Raw genomic sequence first — 22,325 nt, 5'->3', positions numbered from 1 at the left:
ACCGTCGCAAAAGCCCGCCGGGGTGTCCAGCGAGGGGGCTTACGGCAGCCTGCGATCCAGGCTGTCCAGCGGGTTCGCGATGTCGCGCAGCCCCATCCAGCAGGCGATACTGGCACGCCAGCGGCGGGTGGGGAGCACAGCGTGGGGCATGCTCTGGCTGAGGAAGATCGCGAGGGTGCCGGCCTCGGGGCGCACGCGTTCCAGTTCGCGGGCTTCGTCGCCCTCGCCCTGCGGCGTGTAGAACGCCAGTTCGCCACCATCACGGGCGCGCCAGTGGCGGTTGAGATAGAGCACCAGCGACAGCCGCCGGCGGTTACCCTCGCGAAAGGCGTCCACGTGGCGAGCGTAACCCGTGCCGGGCGGATACAGCGCGAAGTGTGCCTCGCTCTCGAACAGCCCCGGGATCAGGCCGCGAGCGGCGACCCGACGCAGCTGATCCAGACGCTCCAGCAGTTCCCGCTGGGCCGGCGTCGCGCCTTCCAGCCAGTGGATGCGGTCACCGCGTTCGGCGGCATCGTGCCGGCGCTCGCGACCCCGCCCCACCCGCGCGGAGCGCAGGCGTGCGGCATTGCGCAGGGCGTACACCTCCTGGCGCAGGGCATCGGTCAGGCGGTCCTCGAGAAACCCGGGGAACACCGCCCGCCCGTCACGTGCAAGCGTGTCGAGCCAGCCGTCATCCGCCAGCGATGCTGCGGCGAGGGATTCCTCCCGGATGCCGTCCGGCGGCACGGGACGGGGCCCGGCGACCGCGCCGGATAATCGGTGCACCGCCGGGACCGGGGCGGCAGGGGGTATCGCGATGTCCGGGGTGCCGATAGGGGTGCCGATATCGGCGGGACGTGCTTTCATGAACGGGCGGATTCTCTTGCGGGCCCGCCAACCGGGGCGCGGCGGGCATCACTTCGAATATAACCCGTTCCCGCCCTCCCGCAAAGCATCCGCCCTCCGGCCGCGAATCACCCGCCCGCGCCGGCGCCCACGGTCGCATCACCCACGAGCATGACACGGTTGCGCCCGGCGTCCTTCGCCTCGTACAGGGCGGCGTCCGCGGCGTCGATCAGGGCATCGGGTTCGCTCACGGGCTCCGGCCAGGTGGCCACTCCGACGGAGGTGGTGACGGTGCCCAGGCTGCGCCCCTGGTGGAACAGGGCGAGTTCGGCGATGGCCTCGCGCAGTTCCTCGGCGCGATCGCGGGCCCGGTCGCCGTCTGCCTCCGGCAGAATGACCAGGAACTCCTCCCCGCCCAGCCGGCAGGGCAGCTCGGCCCCGGTGAACAGCTTCTGCAGCAGATGGGCGACCGCCACCAGCACCACGTCACCGGCATCGTGGCCGTAGGTGTCGTTGAACTGCTTGAAGTGGTCGACGTCCAGCATCAGCACCGACAGCGGCCGTTCGGCCCGCCGGCAGCGTTCCACCTCGGGCTCGAGCGTCTCGTCGACGAAACGCCGGTTGTACAGGCCGGTCAGCGGATCACGGATGGTCAGGTTGCGCAGGGCCTCGCGCAGGCGGATGTTGGACAGCGCCAGCCCCAGACGCGCCGCGGTGGCGTCCACCAGGCGTTCGTTTTCACCCGCGCTTTCGCCCGGGGAAGCCCCATGCGTCCCGCCCGCCACGTGCAGGACCCCCAGCGTCTTGCCTTCGGCATGCATGGGGGCGCAGATGGAGTCGATCTCCGAATTGCCGTCATGTCGGCAGGCGGGGTTGCGGGCCTCCGGATCATAGGCCCAGGTCCGGCCGAGCCGCAGGGACCAGCAGTCGTCCGGCGCAAAGGTGTCGGGGTGTTCCTCGTGGTGCTCGCCCCAGCCGGTGATGCGCTCCAGCGAGTGTCCGTCTTCGCTGAACAGATAGACCGTGCCGGACAGCCCGGCGAACAGCTCGCCCAGGGAGCGCTGAATAATCGCACGGGTTTCATCGAGGGTGCGGCAGGACTGCAGCAGATCGGTCAGCTCGTTGAGGACGGTCATTTCCTTGCGCTGGCGCTCGAGGCTGGCGGCGCGCTCGGTCGCCGCGTCACTGGCGCGCGCCAGCTGGTCGGTGCGCTCGCGCACCTTCTCCTCCAGCTCGTCCCGCGCACGGGCCAGCTTATGCTGCGTGGCCTCCTGTTCTTTCTCGTAGGTCTCGAGGTTCTCCACCATGCGGTCGAAGGCACCGGCCAGCGTGGTCAGCTCGCTGGCCCCGTGGATATCCCCCACCCGCACGTTCAGCCGCCCGTCCGAGATCTGCCGCGCGGCACCGGCCAGCCGCCCAACCGGACGTCGCACGGCCACCTCGCCGAGCAGCCAGGCGATGCCCAGCGCAAACAGAAACACGGCGCCCAGAAGCAGCAGTGTGCGCTGGAACAGCGCATCCACTTCGGAAAACAGCACGTCGGTGGACAGGCCGACGGTCACGATCCGGCGCTCATCATCGCGGCCGAAGACGGTGTAGGCGTAGCCACGAGTCACGCCGTCCAGACCCGCGCTCTCCAGGGTTCCGGCATGGCCGCCCTGCACCCGCACTTCACGCAGCAGGTCCGCCTCGGCCGAGTCGCCTCCGGCCGGCCCGGCGGTGTCGGGGGCACGCGCGAGCACCCGGCCTTCCGGGTCCCAGAGCGTGGCGACGGGCGTGCGCACGGCGGCGCGGTCCATCGCGGTCAGGTGTTCCACGGCCCCCAGCGGGTCCTCGTGTCCCGCCTCCACCCGCTCCCGGATCACTGCGGCCAGGGTGGCGAGGTTCTCGGCCGCCTGACGGGAATTAATCTCCCGCGCCTCCACGGCTGAGTGGATGATCACCAGGGCAACCGGAATCATGGAGAGCAGGGTGAGCAGAATGAGACGGCTGCGGATCCCCGACAGCCAGGCGTGATAAAGGTTCTTCATCGGCAGGCCCCCTGATTTCGGGGCCCAAGTTAGCGCATTTTGGCGCGACCGTCGCATCCTGCCGGCGGCGGACCGGTCCGCACGGGCGTTCTCAATGCTCGAGGAAGCCGCCGTCCACCAGATGGCGCCGCAGGGCAGCGCAGGCCTCGGTCACGCGCGGCGCGGGCCCCCGCAGCCCCAGCTCCACCTGCGGGGCCCCGCCGCGCATGCGCGGCAGGCAGGAGATGCGCAGGTCGGGGAAGGCCGCCTCCATGGCCTCCAGCACCGGGACCAGGCGACTCTCGGTCACGCCTTCCAGCGTCAGGCCCTCCTCCACCGCCCCTGCAGAGGCATCGCGTCCCGGGAAGCGCTGGTCCAGGACCCAGCGGATCATCGGCTCGGCCATGTCGGGGAAGCCCGGTACGCAGTGATGGCGGGCGCAGGAGAAGCCCGGGATGCCGTTGACCGGGTTGGGGATCAGTTCGGCCCCTTCCGGCAGGTCGGCCATGCGCACGCGATGCGGTCGCGCCTCGTCGCCGAAACGGCGTTCCAGCAGTTCGATGAATTCGGGATGGGGCCGCAATGACAGCCCGAGGGCCTCGGCCAGGCAGGCCCGGGTACGGTCATCCGGGGTCGCGCCGATGCCCCCGAAGCTGAACACGTCGGCCCCGGTATCTGCGGTCTCGCGGAAGGTCCGCGTCAGGCGCACGGGATCATCCCCGACGATGCGCAGCCACGCCAGCTCCAGGCCCTTTTCCGCCAGCGCGGCGGTCAGATTGGCCTGGTGGCGGTCGCGCCGCTTTCCGCTGAGGATCTCGTCGCCGATGATGACCGAGCCAATCTCGATGTTGCGTCCGTCGTGGGGCTCCATCCCGCCCTGCTCTCCCCTGCTGTCACGCCGGTGGCGGCACCGGTCCGTTCAGTTCTCCGCACCCAGCGCCAGGGCACGCTCGCGGGCCGCGGCCCGCTGCTCGGGACTATTGTCCGGATCCCCCAGCCACGGCGCCAGATGCCGCCCGGCGAGTTCGGCCAGGAACTGCAGATGGTCGTCGCGATCATTGAGCGCGGGGATGTAATGGAAGCGCTCTCCACCGGCCTCGAGGAAGATCTCGCGGTTCTCGTCGGCGATCTCCTCCAGGGTCTCCAGGCAGTCGGCGGAGAAGCCGGGGCAGATCACGTCCACCGAACGCACGCCCTGGCCCGGGAGCGCCCCCATGGTCTTGTCGGTGTAGGGCTGCAGCCACTCCTCGCGGCCGAAGCGCGACTGGAAGGTGACCTGCCACTGGTCGTCCTCGAGCCCCAGGGCCTGCGCCAGCTTGTGCCCGGTGGCATGGCACAGGCAGTGATAGGGGTCGCCGTTGAGCAGATAGCGCTTCGGCACCCCGTGGAAGGACATCACCAGCCGCTCGGGCTGGCCGTGCTCCTGCCAGTGTTCGCGCACGCTGTTCGCCAGCGCGCGGATATAGCCCTCCTCGGCGTCGTAGCTGGCGACGAACTGCAGATCCGGCACCCAGCGCCAGCCCTTCAGCACGTCCGCCACGGCGTCGAAGGTCGAGCCCGTGGTCGAACCGGAATACTGCGGATACAGCGGCAGCACCACCACCCGGCGCACGCCCTGGCGCCGCAGCTCGTCCAGCCCTTCCTCGATCGACGGGTTGCCGTAACGCATGCCCAGCGCCACCGGCACGTCCTGGCCGGTCTGCTCCGCCAGGCGCGCACGCACGCCCGCCGTCTGGCGCCGGCCGATGGCCAGCAGCGGCGAGCCCTCGTCGGTCCACACGGTTGCGTATTTCGCCGCGCTGCGCCGCGGACGCACGTTGAGGATGATCCCGTTGAGGATCAGCCACCAGATCGGCCGCGGCACCTCGACTACACGGGGATCCCACAGGAACTGCTTGAGGTAGCGCCGCAGTGCCGGGGCGGTGGGTTCATCGGGGGTGCCCAGGTTGGTGAGCAGCACGCCGGCGTCGCGCGCCTGGCCGTGGCGGTAATCCGACTCTCCGAAGTACTTCATGACGTTCCTTAATGGCTGGATCCGGCGATGCATGGGAGTCCCGGCCACCGCAAAGGTTCAGCCGGCAGCCATCAGGATAGCGCGTCGCCCTCGAGACGTCCCCGCAGCGGGCTGGTCCGCGGGAAATGGGCCTGCAGGAATTCCATCTGGTCCGCCAGCACCCGGCGTCCCTTCAGGTAGATGTACTCGGCATGCGTGGGCGTGAACGGGATCGCCAGCAGCTGCATGCCGGCCTGCTCGGGCGTGCGGTCAGCCTTGTGGTTGTTGCAGCGCTTGCAGGCGGTGACCACGTTCTTCCACATGTCCTGCCCCTGCTGGCTGACCGGGGTCACATGATCGCGCGACAGCTCGCGGGCCGGGAAACGCCGCCCGCAGTACAGGCACAGGTGGGCGTCACGCCGGAACAGGGTGGGATTGTTGAGCGGGGGGACGTAGTTATCGCCCTGGCGGGCACGGGTTCCGTGGGTGGCGATGATGGAGTTGACCTCCACCGAGGACTGGCGGCCGGAACGCGCGTTGATGCCGCCGCGCACGCGATAAAGCGGTCGGCCGCAGGCGTAGGCCACCTGCTCGCAGTAATAAAGCCGCACGGCCTGTTCCAGGCCGATCCACTCCAGCGGCATCCCGGAGGCATCCGTGCGCAGGACCTGATGCTCGGTCGGTAACATGACCTCGCCCACCCTCAAGGAAACACGGATTTCCTCACGCGGCTCACGGTTCCGGCGACACTCGCGCCCGTGAACAAACCGGTGCTTCCTCGGCACGTTTTCGCACAATAAACGGCAGCGGCGCGCAATACAATTTCATCCACATGAACCCTACCGTCGCCAAACTCCGACCCGGACTCCGGTTTATGCGCGACGGCGATTCCGCTACACTCACGGGCTCGTTTTTCGCCGCGGGGCGCTTTCGGCCCCGCGGCATCCGGTTTTTCCACCACCCGCGAGCGCGGTCGTGCCTCCCTTTGCCATTGGGGCCATCGGGATTGCGGGAACGCACGGCCCGGGGAGAAAGCGCATGGCAATCAGACTAACCGTACCCAAGGAGAGTGCCAGCGGCGAACGCCGTGTCGCACTGGATCCGCTGGTCACCGGCAAATTCGGCCAGCTGGGCGTAACCGTTCAGGTCGAGAAGGGCGCCGGCGAAGCCGCCGGTTTCCCCGATTCGGCCTACGAGGGCGCCACCCTGCTGGACACCGAGGCCGCCTATTCACAGTCGGACATCATGGTCCGCGTGGCGCCGCCCACGGTCGATGAGGTCAACCGACTGCCGGAAGGCTCGACGCTGGTGGGGCTGTTCCACGCCCATCGTCATCCCGACGTCGTCCGGGCCATGCAGGAGCGGCGCATCCAGAGCTTTGCGATGGAGCTGATTCCGCGCATCTCGCGCGCGCAGAGCATGGACGCGCTGTCCTCACAGGCGGCCGTGGTCGGTTACAAGGGCGCCATTCAGGGCGCCGACCTGGCCTGCCGGTTCTTCCCGATGCTGACCACCGCGGCCGGCACCATCCGCCCGGCCAAGGTGATCGTGATCGGCGCCGGCGTGGCCGGGCTGCAGGCGATCGCCACGGCCAAGCGCCTGGGCGCGATCGTCGAGGCCTACGACGTGCGCTCGGCGACCAAGGAGCAGGTGGAATCACTGGGCGCCAAGTTCCTCGACCTGGGCGTATCCGCCGAGGGCGAGGGCGGCTACGCCCGCGAACTGACCGCCGAGGAAAAGAAGCAGCAGCAGGATGCGCTGGGCGAATTCATCGCGCAGGCCGACGTGCTGATCACCACCGCGGCGATCCCGGGCCGCGAGTCCCCGAAGCTGGTGCCCGAAGACATGGTCAAGGGCATGAAATCCGGCGCGGTGATCGTGGACCTGGCCTCGGAAGGCGGTGGCAACTGCGTGCTGACGCAGCCCGGCGAGACCATCACCCAGCACGGCGTAATCATCCACGGCCCGCTGAACGTGCCGTCGCAGGTTCCGCTGCATGCCTCCGAGATGTATGCCAAGAACCTGCTGAATTTCCTGACCCCGATGCTTCCCGAGGGCGAATTCCAGCCCGATTGGGAAGACGAGGTCATCGCCCAGAGCGTGCTCACGCGTGACGGCGAGATCGTGCATGCCGCCACCCGTGATGCCATCCAGGGAGCTTCCTCATGATCGAGATCTCAGGTTTCGTAGCGCTGTATATCTTCATGCTCGCGGCCTTCACGGGCTTCGAGGTGATCTCCAAGGTGCCGGTCATCCTGCATACCCCGCTGATGTCCGGTTCCAACTTCGTCCACGGGATCGTCCTGGTCGGGACCATGGTCGCGCTGGGCCACGCCCAGACGCCGCTGGAGCAGGCGATCGGCTTTATCGCCGTGATCCTGGCCGCGGGTAACGCGGCCGGCGGCTACGTGGTCACCGAACGCATGCTGGAGATGTTCAAGTCCAGCAAGGACGACAAGGGAGACAAGGCATGAGTCTGATCATCAACCTCGCCTACTTCGTGGCGGCGGTGCTGTTCATCGTCGGCCTGAAGCAGATGTCGTCGCCGACCACCGCCCGGCCCGGCATCATCTGGGCCGGTGTCGGCATGCTGCTGGCCACTCTCATCACCTTCGTGCACCCGGAGATCTCCGGCGGCGTGAACTACACCCTGATCGTTCTGGGTATCGCCATCGGCGGCGCGCTGGCCTGGTGGAGCGGCAAGAAGGTCCAGATGACCGACATGCCGCAGATGATCGCGCTGTACAACGGCATGGGCGGCGGCGCCGCGGCCGGCATCGGCGCAATCTACCTGCTGCAGGCCACCCCCGAAACGGTCACCACCACCGGCCTCGCCATCGCGGTGATCGGCTCGGTGATCGGCTCGGTGGCGTTCTCCGGCTCGCTGGTGGCCTACGCCAAGCTGCAGGGCCTGATGAAGAAGACCCTGAACTTCCCCGGGCAGCAGCTGCTGAACCTGGTGATCATCGCCCTGGTGGTGATCCTCGGCTTCATGATGGCGCTGGGCGACGGCACCATCGGCGGCGGCACACTGCTGGCGTTCTTCATCCTTTCGCTGGCCTTCGGTGTGCTGATGACCCTGCCGATCGGCGGCGCCGACATGCCGGTGGTCATCTCGCTGTACAACGCCCTCACCGGCCTGGCGGTCGGCTTCAAGGGCATCGTGCTCGACAACCCGGCCCTGATGATCGCGGGTATCGTGGTCGGTGCCGCCGGCTCGCTGCTGACGCAGCTGATGGCCCAGGCCATGAACCGGCCGCTGAAGAACATCCTCTTCAGTCAGTTTGGTGGTGGTTCCGCCGCCGCGGAAGAGGAGATCGAAGGCACGATGAAGGAGATCCAGGCCAACGACGCCGGGATCATGATGGCCTACTCCAGCAAGGTGATCATCGTGCCCGGCTACGGCATGGCCGTCGCCCAGGCCCAGCACAAGATCTGGGAGCTGACCGAGCTGCTGCAGAAGCGCGGCGTGGACGTGAAGTTCGCGATCCACCCGGTGGCCGGCCGCATGCCCGGGCACATGAACGTGCTGCTGGCCGAGGCCGGCGTGCCGTACGACATCATCTATGACCTCGACGAGATCAACGACGAGTTCAAGACCGCCGATGTCGCGATGGTGATCGGGGCGAACGACGTGGTGAATCCGGTCGCCCGGACCAACCCCGATTCGCCGATCTACGGCATGCCCATCCTCAACGCCGACGAGGCGCAGAACGTTATCTGCGTCAAGCGCGGCCGCGGTTCCGGTTTCTCCGGCATCGAGAACCACCTGTTCTATGCCGAGAACAACCGCATGCTGTACGGCGACGGCCAGAAGGTCGCCGCGGAGCTGGTGGCCAGCGTCAAGGCGCTCGGCTGAAGCTCGCGGCCGGAGGGCGGCATCGCCGCCCCTCCGGGACGCCCCGGACGGACCCGGAGACCCGGCCCCTGTGGCCGGGTTTTTTGTGCCGGCACGCCGTGCGCGGCCCGCAACTTGTACACAACCCCTACAGGTCCCGCGCTCGCCCGGCGACCATGGCGCACTTGCAGCAACGTGCGCTCAAACGAGCTTACATAATCTCGATATGTCTTTGTTTTTTAAGTTTTTCTTAGAAAGATGGTCATTCCGTAACCAATTTGTCATCGTCCGCGACAGTACAAGGGTTTAGGAAGTTTCCCACCGCTTCTTCCACAGAGTTATCCACAGGTTCTGTGGAAAACCTCGCCCCACCCACGGACTCGGGAGGCGTGGCCACGTCGCGTACACTGACCCCATGCCCGACACCCCCTCATCCACACCGTCCATCGTCCGGGTCGCCATCGACCGCCCGCTGGACCGCCTGTTCGACTATCGCACGCCGCCGGATCGCGACGTGCGGCCCGGCATGCGCGTGCGGGTCCCGTTCGGCCCCACCCGCCTGACAGGGGTGGTGATGGAAGCGGGGGTCACCAGCGAGATGGAACCCGAGCGTCTGCGCGCGGTCAGCGAAGTGCTGGACGCTACCCCGATCCTCCCCGACTCGCTGCGTGAACTGCTCGGCTTCGGTGGCCGGTACTACCACCATCCGATCGGCGAGGTGGTGCTGGGGGCCCTGCCACCCGCCCTGCGTCGCGGCCGGCCGCTACCGGAAGCCGCCACCCCCGAACCGCTGTGGGCGGTAACCGAGCAGGGACACCGCGCCCTGGCCGACGGCGCCGTGGGCGGCGAACGACAGCGCGCCATCCTCGCGGCGCTGGCCGACCCCGACAGCGCCCCCGGTGGTCGCCTCGATCGTCCGACCCTGGCCGGCATCCTCGGCCGCCGACCCGCCCCGCGCGAGCTGGAACGCCTCGCCGAACGCGACTGGCTGGAGTGCCGGCCCCCGGAACACCCGATGGACGCCCCGCCGGAGGCCGATAGTGCGGCGGCGCGACCGCTGACCCCCGAACAGCAGGCCGCGGTGGACGCGCTCACCCCCGGCGAAGCCCGCCCCCTGTTGCTGGAGGGCGTTACCGGGTCCGGCAAGACCGAGGTCTACCTGCGCATGGCGGAACGGGTCGTCGCGCGTGGCGAGCAGGTGCTGGTGCTGATCCCCGAGATCGCCCTGACCCCGCAGCTGGCGGCCCGTATCCAGGCGCGCTTCCCCGGCCGGGTCGCGCTGCTGCACTCCGGCCTGGCCGAGGGCGAACGGCTGCGGGCCTGGGCCAGCGCGGCGCGCGGCGAGGCCCGGGTGGTGGTGGGCACCCGTTCGGCGTTGTTCACGCCGCTGCCCGAACCCGGCCTGATCGTGGTCGACGAGGAGCACGACGCCGCGTTCAAGCAGCAGGACGGCTTTCGCTACAACGCCCGCGACCTGGCCATCAAGCGCGGCCAGCTGGAGGGCACCCCGGTGGTGCTGGGCTCGGCCACGCCGACCCTGGAGACCCTGCAGGCCGCCCGCCAGGGCCGCTACACCCACTGCCCGCTGCGCACCCGCCCCGACGGCACGGCCCCGCCGCGGATCGAGGCCGTGGACACCCGGGTCCACACCCCCGACGAGGGGCTGACCTCGCCGCTGCTGGACGCCATGCAGGCCACCCTCGCCGGCGGTCAGCAATGCTTCGTCCTGCTCAACCGTCGGGGCTATGCCCGCACGCTCGCCTGCGATCACTGCGGCTGGGTGGCCGACTGCCGCCACTGCGACGCCCGCCTCACCGTGCATGCCGGCAACCCGCGGGCGGTCTGTCACCTGTGCGGGCACCACGAACCGGTCCCCGACCGCTGCCCGGACTGCGGGGCCGAACTGGCCCGCCGGGGGCTGGGCACCCAGCGCCTGGAACAGGCCCTGGCGCGGCACTTCCCGCAGACCCCGCTGATCCGGCTGGACCGCGACAGCATTCGCCACAAGGGGGCGCTGGAGGAGGCCCTGGAGCGCATCCGGTCGCTGGACGCGGCGATCGTGGTCGGCACCCAGATGCTGGCCAAGGGCCACGACTTCCCGCGCGTGGGGCTGGTCGGCGTGATCGACGTGGACCAGGGCCTGTACTCGGTGGACCTGCGCGCCGCCGAACACACCCTGCAGCTGATCGTGCAGGCCGCCGGGCGCGCCGGACGCGGCGAAGCCGGCGGACGGGTGCTCCTGCAGACAGGGCACCCGGAGCATCCCCTGATACGCGGTCTGGACGCCGCAGACTACACCGCCATGGTGCGCCCCCTGCTGGACGAACGCGCGGAGAGCGGCTTCCCGCCCTTCGGTCATCTGGCCCTGGTGCGGGTGGAGGCCGAGGACGCGAACACCGCGGAAAACCGCGCCGGCGAGGTGGCCGCGCCCCTGCGCCGCGCGGCCGCGTCCGGCGTGCGCGTCCTGGGTCCTGCCCCGGCCCCGCGCCACCGCGTGAACCGGCGCTACCGCGAGCAGATCCTGGTGCAGTCCGGCGACCGCCGTGCCCTGCACGCGACCCTGCACCAGGCACGCCGGGCCTGGGAGGGGCTGACCCTGCCGCGCGAGGTGCGCATCGCCCTGGATGTGGATCCGGTCAGTCTCGCCTGAAGCCGCCCTGTTCGCCTGCAAGCAGGCGAACAGGGCGGCATCGAGGGCCCCAAGGGGTTAGAATACGCGTTTTGCCAGCACGGACCCGCGACCCTTGAAAGACACCCTGACCCAGGCCCTGGAAACCGCCCTCGCAACCCTCGTCGCCGACGGCCGCGTGCCGGCCGATCATGGTGTATCGGTGGAGGTCAGCCGCGCGCGCGACCGCGAGCACGGCGACTTCGCCAGCAACCTCGCCATGCAGCTGGCCAAACCCGCGCGCAGCAAGCCGCGCGACCTGGCCGAGGCCCTGACCGCCGCAATGCCCGAGGTCCCCGGCCTGGCCAGCACCGAGATCGCCGGCCCCGGCTTCATCAACTTCCGCCTGGCCGCCGATGCGCGCACGCAGGTGCTGGGGCACATCGCGGAACGGGCCGGCGATTTCGGCCGCTCGAACGCCGGCGGCGGACGCCCGGTGCAGGTGGAATTCGTCTCCGCCAACCCCACCGGGCCGCTGCACGTGGGTCATGGCCGCGGGGCGGCCTTCGGTGCGACGGTCGCCGACCTGCTGGACTTCTCCGGCTACGACGTCACCCGCGAGTACTACGTCAACGACGCCGGGCGGCAGATGAACATCCTCGCGGTCAGCGTGTGGATGCGCTATCTGGAGCGCCACGGCGTGGAACTCCCGTTCCCGGCCAACGGCTACCGGGGCGACTACATCTACCCCGTCGCCGATGCCCTGACCCGGCACATCGGCGACCGCGGCGTGCATCCGGCCGCGGACGTCACCCGTGACCTGCCGCCCGACGAGCCCGACGGCGGCGACAAGGAGACCTACATCGACGCGCTGGTGACGCGCGCGCGGGACCTTCTGGGCGAGGCGCTGTGGGACGAGTTCTTCGAAGGCGGCCTGAACGCCATCCTCGAGGACATCCGCGACGACCTGCGCGAGTTCGGGGTGGAATACCAGTGCTGGTTCTCCGAACGCAGCCTGGCCGACTCCGGCGCGATCGACGCGGCGGTGGAGGACCTGCAGGCGCGCGGCGCGCTGTATGAACAGGACGGCGCGCTGTGGTTCCGCTCCAGCGACTACGGCGACGACAAGGACCGCGTGGTGCGCCGCGAGAACGGCGACTACACCTACTTCGCCTCCGATATCGCCTACCACCGCGAGAAGTTCCAGCGCGGCTTCGAGCGCGTGATCAACATCTGGGGCGCCGACCACCACGGCTACGTCCCGCGCGTGCGCGCCGCCCTGCAGGCCCTGGGCCTGGAGGCCGACCGCCTGGACGTGCTGCTGGTGCAGTTCGCGATCCTCTACCGCGGGGGCGAACGCCTGCCGATGTCCACCCGCGCCGGGCAGTTCGTCACCCTGCGCGAGCTCCGCGACGAAGTCGGATCGGATGCCGCGCGCTTCTTCTACGTGCAGCGCCGCTGCGACCAGCACCTGGACTTCGACCTCGACCTTGCCAAGTCGCAGTCGAACGACAACCCGATGTACTACATCCAGTACGCCCACGCGCGCATTAGTAGTGTGCTGCGCACCGCGGGCGAACGCGGGCACCAGCCCGCCGCAGCACAGGCCGACGGCCTCGCCGAACGGCTCGTCGAGCCGCACGAGGACGAGCTGCTGGACCGCCTGGACCGCTTCCCCGAGGTGGTCGCGGCCGCCGCGCAGGCCTGCGAGCCGCACCAGATCGCCCAGTACCTGCGCGAACTGGCCGGTGGCTTCCACACCTATTACAACGCCGTGCCGTTCCTCAACGCCGGAGACGACGAGCTGATCCGGGCCCGCCTGGCGCTGGTGACCGGCATCAAGCAGGTGCTGGGTAACGGCCTGCGCCTGCTGGGCGTGCACGCCCCGGAGCAGATGTAACCCCATGGCCCAGGCCCGCAAGGTACGCCGCAAGCCGGCACAAAAGAAAGAACGCGGTCCGCTGCCCGGCTGGATCTGGCTGCTGGCCGGCCTGCTGATCGGGCTGGGCGTGGCCGCAGTGCTGTACCTCCAGGGGGCGGATCGCCCCGACAGCCTGAGCGACTGGCTGAGCGAACGCGATCGCCCGGCGGCCGAACCGCGCCCGGAACCCGTGCCCGACCCCGCTTCCGAACGCGAGCCCGAGCGCGAGGAGCCGCGCTTTCGCTATTACGAACTCCTGCCCGAGGACGAAGTCACGGTGCCCGACGCGCCCGCCCGCGACGATGCGGATACGGACGCCCCGCCCGCACCACTGGATACACCGGATGCCGACGGGCCGGTGGTGCTGCAGACCGGCTCGTTCCGGCGCGCGGAGCAGGCGGACGAGATGCGCGCCCGGCTGACCCTGCTGGGCCTTTCCCCCGAGGTCCGCGAAGCCGAGATCGACGGCGACACCTGGTACCGCGTGTACCTCGGGCCGTACAGCGATCCCGACCGCACCCGCGAAGTCCTCGAGCGGCTGCGCTCGGAAGGCATCGAGGCCCTGCGCCTGCGCGACCGGGGCTGACCATGGAGACCGGGGAGAGCGCCGCGCCGGATCTCGACGCGCTGTCCGCCGAAGTCGACGGTCTCCAGCGCATTGCCGAACGGCGCGACCTGCAGGACCTGCTCCGCCGCGCGCGACGCCGGCGCGACCGTGGCCAGGCGTTCGACCGCCTGGCCCGCAACCTGCAGCAGCGCCTCGCGACCGAACAGCAACGCGAGGCCGCGGCCGAGGCGCGTCGGCCGCAGCCCGTATATACCGGGGATCTCCCGGTGCACGCGGAACGCGAGCGGATCATCGAGGCGATCCGCACCCACTCCGTGATCGTGCTCTCCGGCGAGACCGGTTCCGGCAAGACCACCCAGCTGCCCAAGCTGTGCCTGGAGGCCGGACGCGGACGCGGCGGCCTGATCGGCCACACCCAGCCGCGGCGCATCGCCGCGCGCTCGGTGGCCGCACGCATCGCCGAGGAGCTGGGCACCCCGCTGGGCGAGGAGTCCGGCGCCGCGGTGGGCTGCAAGGTCCGCTTCTCCGACCGCACCGGGCCGGACAACTTCGTCCGCCTGATGACCGACGGCATGCTGCTGGCCGAGATGGCCCACGACCCCGAGCTGCTGGCCTACGACACCGTCATCGTCGACGAGGCCCACGAGCGCAGCCTCAACATCGACTTCCTGATGGGGGTCCTGCAGCGCCTGGTGCGCAAGCGCCCCGAACTGCGGGTGATCATCACCTCGGCCACCCTGGACCCGGAACGCCTGTCGCGGTTCTTCGACGACGCCCCGATGATCGACGTGCCCGGGCGCACCTACCCGGTGGAGCTGCGCTACCGCCCGCTGGAACCGGATGCCGCAGACGACGACGAAGACGGTGACGGCGGCGAACGCGACCTGTTCACCGGCATCCGCGACGCGGTGCGCGAATGCCGCCGCGCCGGCCCCGGCGACATCCTGGTGTTCCTGCCGGGCGAACGCGAGATCCGCGATGCCCACCGCGCCCTGCGCGGCGAGGAATCCGCGCCCGACACCGAGGTCCTGCCGCTGTACGCCCGGCTGTCGGCGCGCGAGCAGTCGCGAGTGTTCCAGGCGCACTCGGGCCGGCGCATCGTGCTCGCCACCAACGTCGCCGAGACCGCGCTGACCGTGCCCGGCATCCGCTACGTGATCGACTCCGGGCTGGCCCGGGTGTCGCGCTATTCGTGGCGCACGCGGGTGCAGCGGTTGAGCCTCGAACCGGTATCGCAGGCCGCCTGCGACCAGCGCGCCGGCCGCTGCGGCCGCCTCGGGCCGGGGGTCTGCATCCGCCTGTTCTCCGAGGAGGACTACCAGCAGCGCCCGGCCTTCACCGACCCGGAGATCCAGCGCTCCAATCTGGCCTCGGTGATCCTGCAGATGGCCGCGCTGAAACTGGGCGACCCGCGGCGCTTCCCGTTCGTCGACCCGCCGGATTCGCGCCTGATCAAGGACGGCTACCGCCTGCTGGAGGAACTGGGGGCGGTGGATGCCGGCCATCGCCTGCAGGAGCGCGGCCGCCAGCTCTCGCGCATGCCGGTGGATCCGCGTCACGGGGCGATGCTGCTGGCCGGCGCGGACCATGGCTGCGTGACCGAGACCGCCACCATCGCCGCGTTCCTGTCCCTGCAGGACCCGCGCGAGCGCCCCGCCGATGCGACGCAGGCGGCCGACACCGCACATGCCGAGTTCCGCGTCGAGGGCTCCGACTTCATGGGCATGCTGCGGCTGTGGCAGGCCTGGCACGATGCGCGCGAGGCCCGCGGCTCGAACGCCCTGAAGCGCTGGTGCCGCGAGCACTTCCTCAACTTCATGCGCATGCGCGAATGGCAGGAGCTGCGCAGCCAGCTGCTGCGCCTGGCGCGCGACATGGAACTGCACCCGGGCCGCGCGACGGCCGAACCCGAGTCCGTGCACCGCGCCCTGCTGAGCGGGCTGGTCAGCCAGATCGGGCAGAAGACCGAACGCGGCGACTACCTCGGCGCGCGCAACCGCCGCTTCCAGATCCATCCGGGCTCGGTGCTGGCGAAGAAAAAGCCCAACTGGGTGGTCAGCGCGGAGATCGCCGAGACCACCCGGGTGTACGCCCGCGAGAACGCGCGCATCGAACCCGACTGGCTGCTGGAGGTGGCCCCGCACCTGCTGCGCCATCATATCTTCGAGCCCCATTTCCAGCGCCGGAGCGGGCGCGTGGGCGCCTACGACCGCATCACCCTCTACGGCCTGGTGGTCGCGGCGAAGAAGCCGGTGGACTTCGCCCGCCACGACCCCGAGGAGGCCCGGCGGATTTTCATCCGCGAGGGGCTGGTCGGCGGCCAGCTGCGCACCCGTTCGCGCGGCGTGCGCGCCAACCGCGAGGCGGTGGCCGCGATCACCGAGGAGGAGGCCCGCGGCCGGCGCCGCGACCTGCTGGCCGAGGAGGACCGGCTGTTCGAGTTCTACGCCGCGCGCATCCCGGAGGACGTGCGTGACGGCCCGTCGTTCGAGCGCTGGGTGCGCAAACGCGAGCAGGAGGACCCCGATTGCCTGCGCATCGACCCCGCCGAGCTGCGCAACGAACCCGAAGAATCCCTGCCGCAGGGCGCCTACCCCGACCACCTCGAACTGGAGGGCCTGCGCCTGCCGCTGCATTACCGCTTCGAGCCCGGGCAGGAAGACGACGGGGTGACCGTGGACGTCCCGGTAGCGGCACTCAACGCGGTGCCGGACTGGCTGGGCGACTGGCTGGTGCCGGGCCTGCTGGAAGAACGGGTCACGGCACTGCTGAAGAGCCTGCCCAAGAGCCTGCGGCGGCAGTTCGTGCCCGCTCCGGACTTCGCCCGCGCCGCGCTGGCCCGGCTGGAGCACCGCCAGGGCCCGCTGCTGCCGGCGTTGGCGGAAGAACTGGAGCGCATGACCGGCACCGCCATCCCGCCCGATGCCTGGCGCCCGGACACGCTCGAACCGCACCTGATCCTGCGCTTTCGCATCCTCGACCCGGAGGGGCACGAGCTGACCGCCGGGCGCGACCTGCCGGCGCTCAAGGCCGAACTGGGCGGCACCGCGGAGGCCACCTTCGACCCCGGCCCGACGAGCGGCCCCCAGCGCGAGGGCATCACCGAATGGGACTTCGGCGCATTGCCGGAGAGCGTGGAACAGGAACACCAGGGCGCCCGCATGCGCGCCTTCCCGGTGCTGGTGGACCGCGGTGACTGCGTGTCACTGGAGCTGGAACCCGACCCCGCCACGGCCGAACGCCGCCATCGCGCCGGGCTGCGTCGGCTGTTCCTGCTGGCCCTGCGCCCGGCGGTGCGCGATCTCAAACGCCAGCTGCCGGACATGGACCGTGCCAGCCTGCATTACGCCACGCTGGGACAAGGCCGGGGTGAGGGCATCGCCCTGCGCGACCAGGTACTGGAGGCGGCGGCCGACCGGGTGTTCCTCGCCGACGCCCCGGAACAATGGCCGCGCGATGCCGAGGCCTTCGCCGAGCGTCTGGAAGCCGGGCGCAGCGAACTGGGCCCGACCGCCACCCAACTGGCCCCCCTGGCGGCCGACATCCTCGCCCGCTGGCACGACCTGCGCAGCCGGCTGCACGGCGATCTGCCACTCTCCTGGATCGAGGCGGCGCGCGACATCCGCGATCAGCTCGACGCCCTGGTCCCGCCGGATTTCCTGCTGAGCACCCCGCCCGACGTGCTGCCCGAGTTCCCGCGCTACCTGCAGGCCATCGACCGGCGCCTGGAGCGCCTGACCCGGGCCCCGGACAAGGACCGCGCCGGCCGGGTGGCGGTGGAACCGCTGTGGCAGAAGGCCCGCGACCTGCTGGAACGTCGCCCGGATGACCCCGATGTCCTCGCCTTTCGCTATCGCATCGAGGAGTTCCGCGTATCGCAGTTCGCCCAGGAACTGGGCACCCGCGAGAAGGTCTCGGCACAGCGCCTGGAACGCGAGTACGACACGCTGATCAAACGCTTTGCCGGATCTTTGTAGGCAACGGGAGGGGAGCGCATGCATGTGGTGGTCATCGGAGCCGGCGTGATGGGGGTCACCACCGCGTGGTATCTGCGCGAGGCCGGACTCGATGTCACCCTGCTGGATGCAGCGACGGAACCGGCGGCCGGCGCCAGCCACGCCAACGGCGGCATGCTGCACGCCAGCCATGCCGAGCCCTGGAACACCCCCGGCGTGGGCCTCGATCTGCTGCGCTATCTGGGGCGCGAGGATTCCCCGCTGCTGATGCGCCCGCGCGCCCTGCCGGGACTGGCCGGCTGGGGCCTGCGTTTTCTGTGGCACAGCCGGCGTTCGGCCTTCCAGCGGCACGCCCTGGTCAACGCCCGCCTGGCCGCCTTCTCCCTGCGCGAGACCCGGCGCCTGAATCGGGAACTGGCCGGCTCCGGCCTGGACTTCGACTTCCGCGAGTCCGGCATCCTCAAGGTCTTCCGCGACCCGCAGAGCCAGGCCCGCAATCGGCATGCGGCCGAGGCCATGCAGGACGAGGGCGTGCGGTTCGAGGCCTGGGAAACCGAGCAGGTGATCAACCGCGAACCGGCGCTGGCCGGGGTGCGCGACGAACTCTGCGGCGGGCTGTATTTCCCGGATGATGCCATCGGGGATGCGCGCCGCTTCACCACCGGACTGCTCGAGCTGGCGCGGGACCGCGGCCTGCGCTACCGGCCCGCGACACGCGTGCGGCGACTGCGCACGTTCCAGGGGCGAATCGACGCGATCGAGACCGATGAGGGACCAATCGCGGCCGATGCCTGCGTAGTCGCGAGCGGACACGAGGCCCCGGCGCTGCTGCGCCCGCTCGGGCTGCACCTGCCGGTGGCCCCGGTGAAGGGCTATTCCCTGAGCCTGACGATGGATGCCTCACGGCGACTGAACCTGCCGCTGATCGACGACGCCAACAAGGTGGTCATGACCCCGCTGGGCGATCAGCTGCGGCTGGCCGGCACCGCCGAGTTCGCCGGCACCGACGCGCGCATGGAACCCCGACGCGCAGCCAACGTGCTGGCCCAGTGCCGGCGCACGCTGACCGCGCTGCCGGCGGAGCTCGACCGCGAGACCATGGCCCCGTGGGCCGGGCTGCGCCCGATGAGCGATCGCGGTACGCCGATCCTGGGTCCCACGGCGGTACCGGGCCTGCATCTCAATACCGGCTCCGGGCACCTCGGCTGGACCTTTGCCTGCGGCGCGGCGGCGCTGGTGCGCGACGGCCTGCTGGGGCGGGCACCCGAGGCCTCGCTGGAGGACTTCCGGCTCTGAGACGGGCGCACACGGGCCTCAGTCGCCGACCGGGGCGAACACCAGCCGCAGCCGCGCGCCACCCAGCTCCGGCGCACGCTCGATCTCCAGCTGACCACCATGATCGCTGACCAGGGTGTGGATGATGCTGAGCCCCAGGCCCTGGCCCGCCGCCTGTCCGTCCGCGTCTTCGCGCGTGTCGGCCCGCTGGCCGCGTTCCAGGACCCGCTCGCGATCGGCCGGGTCGATCCCGGGCCCGTCGTCATCCACCGTCAGCACGGTTTCCCGCTCATCGCAGTGTGTGGTGATCCGCACCCGCGAGCGGGCGTGGCGCACCGCGTTGTCCAGCAGATTCCCCAGGAGTTCAAGCATCGCGCCCGAATCCATGCGCAGGGCACAGCCCTCCGCCACATCGGTCTCCAGCGACACCCCCTGGTGCTCCGCCAGCCGCCGCAGGGCGCGGCAGGTGCGCTCGATCACCGGGGCCAGCGGCTCGGGCGTCTGGAACGGCACCGGGCCCACCCGCTGGGCCTGGTTGAGCTGGTGCTGGACCATCGCCTGCAGGCGGTCGACCTGGCGCCGCAGGTCCTCGTGATCGGGGGCGTGTCCTTCCAGATTCAGGCGCAGCGAGGCGATCGGGGTCTTGAGACTGTGGGCAAGATCCGCCAGTGCGTTCTGCTGGCGCACCAGACGCTCGCGCTCGAAGTCGATCAGGTCGTTGATGGAACCGGTCAGCGCCCCGATCTCGCGCGGATACGGTCCCTCCAGATGCACCCGGTCACCGTGGCGCAGGGCGTCCAGCTCCGCGCGCACCCTGCGCAGCGGCCGCAGTCCCCAGAACCACAACGCCAGGATCAGGGCCACGATCAGCGACAGGGTCATGGTCAGCAGGCCCTGCCACAGGCTGTAGCGGTAGCTCTCAACCTGCTCGTCGAATGCGCTGCGATCCTCCAGCATCTGGAACACCAGCGGCACCGATTCGCCATCCAGCTGCCAGCGCACCGTCATGCTGTAGGCAAAGTATTCGTCGCGCGTCCAGTCATTCAGTTCGGTGGCCACCGCCGACGGCGAACGCCAGACGGTATCGCCGGCAGGCCCGAGGATGCGCGCATACAACCCGCCGCCGGGCAGCTGCAGCCGGCTCTCCGGCAGCATCTGCGGCACCCGCACGTCGTCTTCCGCGAGCACCTCGACCATGCCCATCAGCAGCAGCACCTGCGCCTCCAGCCGGGTTTCGGCCGCGTCCGCGGCATTGTCGCGAAAGGCGGTTTCCAGCACCCATGCGGTCAGCACCGAGAACAGCAGCACCACCGCCACCGCCACCAGCCCCATGCGCAGGAGTAACGGCGCGCGGGCGGCGCGATCGGCCAGGGAACGCTCGGCAAGGGCCATGGAGGGGCGTGACGTAACCGTTCAGGCGTCGGCCGAAGCGGCGTCGGGCTGCAGGGCGAAACGATAACCGCGGCCGCGCAGGGTCTCGATCACGCCCAGCCCGCCGTCCGGGTCCAGCTTGCGCCGCAGGCGCCCGATCAGCACCTCGATCACGTTGCTCTCGCGGTCATCGTCGTGCTCGTAGAGATAGTCGGCCAGGGCGTCCTTGCTCAGCACCCGGCCGGGCTGGCGGGCCAGATGCAGCAGCAGGCGGTACTCGAAGGTGGTCAGGCTCACGCCCTCGCCGTTCAGCCACACGGCATCGGAGGCGGTGTCGATCACCAGCGGGCCAAAGCGCAGCGCCTCGTGCCCCGACTGCAGGCTGCGCCGCGCCAGCGCGCGCAGGCGCGCCACCAGCTCCTCCACGTGGAAGGGTTTGGTCAGGTAGTCGTCGGCGCCTGCCTCCAGACCCTCGACCTTGTCCTGCCAGCGGTCACGGGCGGTCAGCACCAGGATCGGCAGCCGCGGCTTGTGTTCGCGGGTCCGGCGGATCACGTCCAGGCCGTCCATCCCGGGCAGACCCAGGTCCACCACGGCGATGTCACAGTTGTATTCGGTCAGCAGATACAGCCCGGTGTCGCCATCGGCGGCGGTGTCCACCCGGCAGCCCGATTCCTGCAGCTCTCCGGCCAGCTGGCCGCGCAGCGCCGAATCATCCTCCACCAGCACGATTCGCAGGTTCATCGCTGCACCTCCGTGCCCTGTTCGATCCGCAGCGTCCGGACCTCCTGATTCTCGGTCAGGATACGCACCACGAAGACCCGTACGCTGCCCTCGCCGTCATTTTCCCGGGCCGAAAGGATCCGCCCGGGATACAGCGCCTCCACCTGTTCGACCGCCTCGTCCAGCGTCCACACCGGGTTGCGATCCGCCCCGTCCTCGCGCGCACCGGCGCCCCCCGCCAGCAACAGGATCAGAAGGAACACCACGGGGGCAAGACGGGACATTCGGATTCCCCACACACTGGACAACATCAACAATCTCTCCCTGACTGAGTTCGACGGACGGTTGCAGTGCCAAGGGTATCCGCCTAGCCTGAACCGCATCTGAAATCCGCATGCGACACAGCCGAGCCACCATGTCCGAACCCAGCGATCTTCCCGTCGAACCACCGGCCGACCCCGAGGCCGAAATCCCCATCGAGGAGGAGGCCGGCCCCATCCGCTGGAGCGAGCTGATGCCCCATTTCGCCCGCGGTGTCGTGATTCGCGTGGCGCCCGAACTGGACCTGATCGAGGTGGCCCGCGCCTTCCGTGACGATGCCACCCACGAGGTCAGCGCGTGGCTGACCAGCGGCCAGGTGGCGCGCGCCTCCGACGAGGACGCCCGCCGCTGGACCGAGGCCGATCCGGTGTTCACCGCAATCGTGGCCGCCCCGTGGGTGCTGGCCCAGGAACGGACGACGGCGCATTAGGCGGGTCGGCCCTGATCGGCCGGAGGGCCGGCCCCCTACCCCCCGACCGTAGGAGGCCAGCCCTCTGGCCGATCAGGGGCCACCCCCGGCGCCGGATCGCGCAGGGGGCTGCGCTCCTACAAGCCCCCAGCCGTAGACATGATGGATTGACCTGCCCGACCTCGAGAGCGTGGGTTATGTTCTCGGGGTTGGGACAACCACCTTCAACACAGAGCCAATATCGAGGGGGCAGGTCATGAACCAGTTTAGCGCGGAAGGGATGAAGGATGCAGGGCCGGTGTCGGGTCTGGCCGGCGTGAGGCAGGCGGTGGAGCAGGCCGCCGATGTGTACGGCGTCTACATCGGGCTGGACGTGCACAAGGAGACGATCGCGGTGGCGGTGGCCGAGTGCGGTCGTGGAGCGCCGGAGTATTACGGCGAGATTCCCAACACGCCGAAGAAGGTGGCCCGGCTGCTCGAGCGGCTCAGCGCCCGGTACGGCGGC

Annotated in this window: 17 protein-coding genes and 1 pseudogene; 10 read left to right on the top strand and 8 right to left on the bottom strand. The window is 70.0% G+C overall.

The window, feature by feature from the left end; all coding sequences use genetic code 11:
• Positions 1 to 39 precede the first annotated feature (39 nt).
• From F787_RS0107995 to F787_RS0107975, 5 genes are all read right to left on the bottom strand, one after another.
• Positions 40 to 729: a 2OG-Fe(II) oxygenase gene (locus tag F787_RS0107995; RefSeq protein WP_028491859.1), complete on the bottom strand. Its 690-nt coding sequence runs from the start codon at positions 727 to 729 to the stop codon at positions 40 to 42.
• Between the two features lie 227 nt (positions 730 to 956).
• On the bottom strand, positions 957 to 2,858 hold the full coding sequence (locus tag F787_RS0107990) for a diguanylate cyclase (RefSeq protein WP_028491858.1): 1,902 nt from the start codon (positions 2,856 to 2,858) through the stop codon (positions 957 to 959).
• A 91-nt stretch (positions 2,859 to 2,949) separates the two neighbouring features.
• Positions 2,950 to 3,708 (bottom strand): molybdopterin-binding protein, encoded by a 759-nt coding sequence (locus tag F787_RS0107985; RefSeq protein WP_028491857.1) that lies wholly within the window; start codon positions 3,706 to 3,708, stop codon positions 2,950 to 2,952.
• Positions 3,709 to 3,756: 48 nt separating this feature from the next.
• On the bottom strand, positions 3,757 to 4,851 hold the full coding sequence (gene hemH / locus F787_RS0107980; protein WP_028491856.1) for a ferrochelatase: 1,095 nt from the start codon (positions 4,849 to 4,851) through the stop codon (positions 3,757 to 3,759).
• A gap of 71 nt (positions 4,852 to 4,922) precedes the next feature.
• Positions 4,923 to 5,519 carry an HNH endonuclease gene (locus F787_RS0107975; RefSeq protein WP_028491855.1) on the bottom strand — a complete coding sequence of 199 codons (597 nt, stop codon included), beginning with the start codon at positions 5,517 to 5,519 and terminating at the stop codon, positions 4,923 to 4,925.
• Between the two features lie 349 nt (positions 5,520 to 5,868).
• Here F787_RS0107975 and F787_RS0107970 point away from each other — a divergent pair, with 349 nt between their 5' ends.
• From F787_RS0107970 to F787_RS0107935, 8 genes are all read left to right on the top strand, one after another.
• On the top strand, positions 5,869 to 6,999 hold the full coding sequence (locus tag F787_RS0107970; protein WP_018869262.1) for an NAD(P) transhydrogenase subunit alpha: 1,131 nt from the start codon (positions 5,869 to 5,871) through the stop codon (positions 6,997 to 6,999).
• Positions 6,996 to 7,304 (top strand): NAD(P) transhydrogenase subunit alpha, encoded by a 309-nt coding sequence (locus tag F787_RS0107965; protein ID WP_018869261.1) that lies wholly within the window; start codon positions 6,996 to 6,998, stop codon positions 7,302 to 7,304. The genes F787_RS0107970 and F787_RS0107965 overlap by 4 nt, the downstream gene beginning before the upstream one ends.
• The gene (locus F787_RS0107960; protein ID WP_018869260.1) at positions 7,301 to 8,689 is read left to right on the top strand and encodes an NAD(P)(+) transhydrogenase (Re/Si-specific) subunit beta; all 1,389 of its coding nucleotides are present in this window, start codon (positions 7,301 to 7,303) and stop codon (positions 8,687 to 8,689) included. The genes F787_RS0107965 and F787_RS0107960 overlap by 4 nt, the downstream gene beginning before the upstream one ends.
• Positions 8,690 to 9,083: 394 nt before the next feature.
• Positions 9,084 to 11,318, top strand: a complete 2,235-nt coding sequence (locus F787_RS0107955) for a primosomal protein N' (protein ID WP_028491854.1) — start codon at positions 9,084 to 9,086, stop codon at positions 11,316 to 11,318.
• Positions 11,319 to 11,412: 94 nt separating this feature from the next.
• Entirely contained in the window at positions 11,413 to 13,176 is a 1,764-nt protein-coding gene (gene argS, locus F787_RS0107950) for an arginine--tRNA ligase (protein WP_028491853.1), read from the top strand.
• Positions 13,177 to 13,180: 4 nt separating this feature from the next.
• Entirely contained in the window at positions 13,181 to 13,783 is a 603-nt protein-coding gene (locus tag F787_RS0107945; protein WP_019589830.1) for an SPOR domain-containing protein, read from the top strand.
• A gap of 2 nt (positions 13,784 to 13,785) precedes the next feature.
• Positions 13,786 to 17,742: an ATP-dependent RNA helicase HrpA gene (gene hrpA / locus F787_RS0107940; protein ID WP_028491852.1), complete on the top strand. Its 3,957-nt coding sequence runs from the start codon at positions 13,786 to 13,788 to the stop codon at positions 17,740 to 17,742.
• Positions 17,743 to 17,760: 18 nt separating this feature from the next.
• Complete coding sequence (locus tag F787_RS0107935; RefSeq protein WP_028491851.1) at positions 17,761 to 19,017, top strand: FAD-dependent oxidoreductase; 1,257 nt, start codon at positions 17,761 to 17,763, stop codon at positions 19,015 to 19,017.
• A gap of 18 nt (positions 19,018 to 19,035) precedes the next feature.
• Here F787_RS0107935 and F787_RS0107930 read toward each other — a convergent pair whose 3' ends face one another.
• From F787_RS0107930 to F787_RS0107920, 3 genes are read right to left on the bottom strand one after another with little or no spacing between them, the layout of a single operon-like run.
• Positions 19,036 to 20,388 carry an ATP-binding protein gene (locus F787_RS0107930; protein ID WP_042805789.1) on the bottom strand — a complete coding sequence of 451 codons (1,353 nt, stop codon included), beginning with the start codon at positions 20,386 to 20,388 and terminating at the stop codon, positions 19,036 to 19,038.
• Positions 20,389 to 20,409: 21 nt separating this feature from the next.
• Positions 20,410 to 21,111, bottom strand: coding sequence for a response regulator transcription factor (locus F787_RS0107925; protein WP_018869253.1), 702 nt, complete (start codon positions 21,109 to 21,111; stop codon positions 20,410 to 20,412).
• Positions 21,108 to 21,374 carry a hypothetical protein gene (locus F787_RS0107920; RefSeq protein ID WP_018869252.1) on the bottom strand — a complete coding sequence of 89 codons (267 nt, stop codon included), beginning with the start codon at positions 21,372 to 21,374 and terminating at the stop codon, positions 21,108 to 21,110. The genes F787_RS0107925 and F787_RS0107920 overlap by 4 nt, the downstream gene beginning before the upstream one ends.
• Before the next feature lie 131 nt (positions 21,375 to 21,505).
• On the opposite strand from F787_RS0107920, the gene F787_RS0107915 reads away from it, so the two are divergent.
• Complete coding sequence (locus F787_RS0107915; protein WP_018946743.1) at positions 21,506 to 21,841, top strand: DUF2288 domain-containing protein; 336 nt, start codon at positions 21,506 to 21,508, stop codon at positions 21,839 to 21,841.
• Between the two features lie 235 nt (positions 21,842 to 22,076).
• A pseudogene (locus F787_RS15630) lies at positions 22,077 to 22,325 on the top strand (IS110 family transposase); the annotation flags it as partial.

The organism is Thioalkalivibrio sp. ALE19 (genome assembly GCF_000428605.1).
Lineage (GTDB): Bacteria > Pseudomonadota > Gammaproteobacteria > Ectothiorhodospirales > Ectothiorhodospiraceae > Thioalkalivibrio.
This window is presented reverse-complemented; position numbering and strand designations above follow the sequence as displayed.

Bases quoted from the DNA above. Each gene is read 5' to 3' on its own strand.
- F787_RS0107920 (WP_018869252.1), bottom strand. From the start codon at position 21,374: ATGTCCCGTCTTGCCCCCGTGGTGTTCCTTCTGATCCTGTTGCTGGCG.
- hemH (WP_028491856.1), bottom strand. From the start codon at position 4,851: ATGAAGTACTTCGGAGAGTCGGATTACCGCCACGGCCAGGCGCGCGAC.
- F787_RS0107985 (WP_028491857.1), bottom strand. From the start codon at position 3,708: ATGGAGCCCCACGACGGACGCAACATCGAGATTGGCTCGGTCATCATC.
- F787_RS0107915 (WP_018946743.1), top strand. From the start codon at position 21,506: ATGTCCGAACCCAGCGATCTTCCCGTCGAACCACCGGCCGACCCCGAG.
- F787_RS0107970 (WP_018869262.1), top strand. From the start codon at position 5,869: ATGGCAATCAGACTAACCGTACCCAAGGAGAGTGCCAGCGGCGAACGC.
- F787_RS0107935 (WP_028491851.1), top strand. From the start codon at position 17,761: ATGCATGTGGTGGTCATCGGAGCCGGCGTGATGGGGGTCACCACCGCG.
- F787_RS0107945 (WP_019589830.1), top strand. From the start codon at position 13,181: ATGGCCCAGGCCCGCAAGGTACGCCGCAAGCCGGCACAAAAGAAAGAA.
- hrpA (WP_028491852.1), top strand. From the start codon at position 13,786: ATGGAGACCGGGGAGAGCGCCGCGCCGGATCTCGACGCGCTGTCCGCC.
- F787_RS0107975 (WP_028491855.1), bottom strand. From the start codon at position 5,519: ATGTTACCGACCGAGCATCAGGTCCTGCGCACGGATGCCTCCGGGATG.
- F787_RS0107930 (WP_042805789.1), bottom strand. From the start codon at position 20,388: ATGGCCCTTGCCGAGCGTTCCCTGGCCGATCGCGCCGCCCGCGCGCCG.
- F787_RS0107990 (WP_028491858.1), bottom strand. From the start codon at position 2,858: ATGAAGAACCTTTATCACGCCTGGCTGTCGGGGATCCGCAGCCGTCTC.
- F787_RS0107925 (WP_018869253.1), bottom strand. From the start codon at position 21,111: ATGAACCTGCGAATCGTGCTGGTGGAGGATGATTCGGCGCTGCGCGGC.
- F787_RS0107955 (WP_028491854.1), top strand. From the start codon at position 9,084: ATGCCCGACACCCCCTCATCCACACCGTCCATCGTCCGGGTCGCCATC.
- F787_RS0107965 (WP_018869261.1), top strand. From the start codon at position 6,996: ATGATCGAGATCTCAGGTTTCGTAGCGCTGTATATCTTCATGCTCGCG.
- F787_RS0107960 (WP_018869260.1), top strand. From the start codon at position 7,301: ATGAGTCTGATCATCAACCTCGCCTACTTCGTGGCGGCGGTGCTGTTC.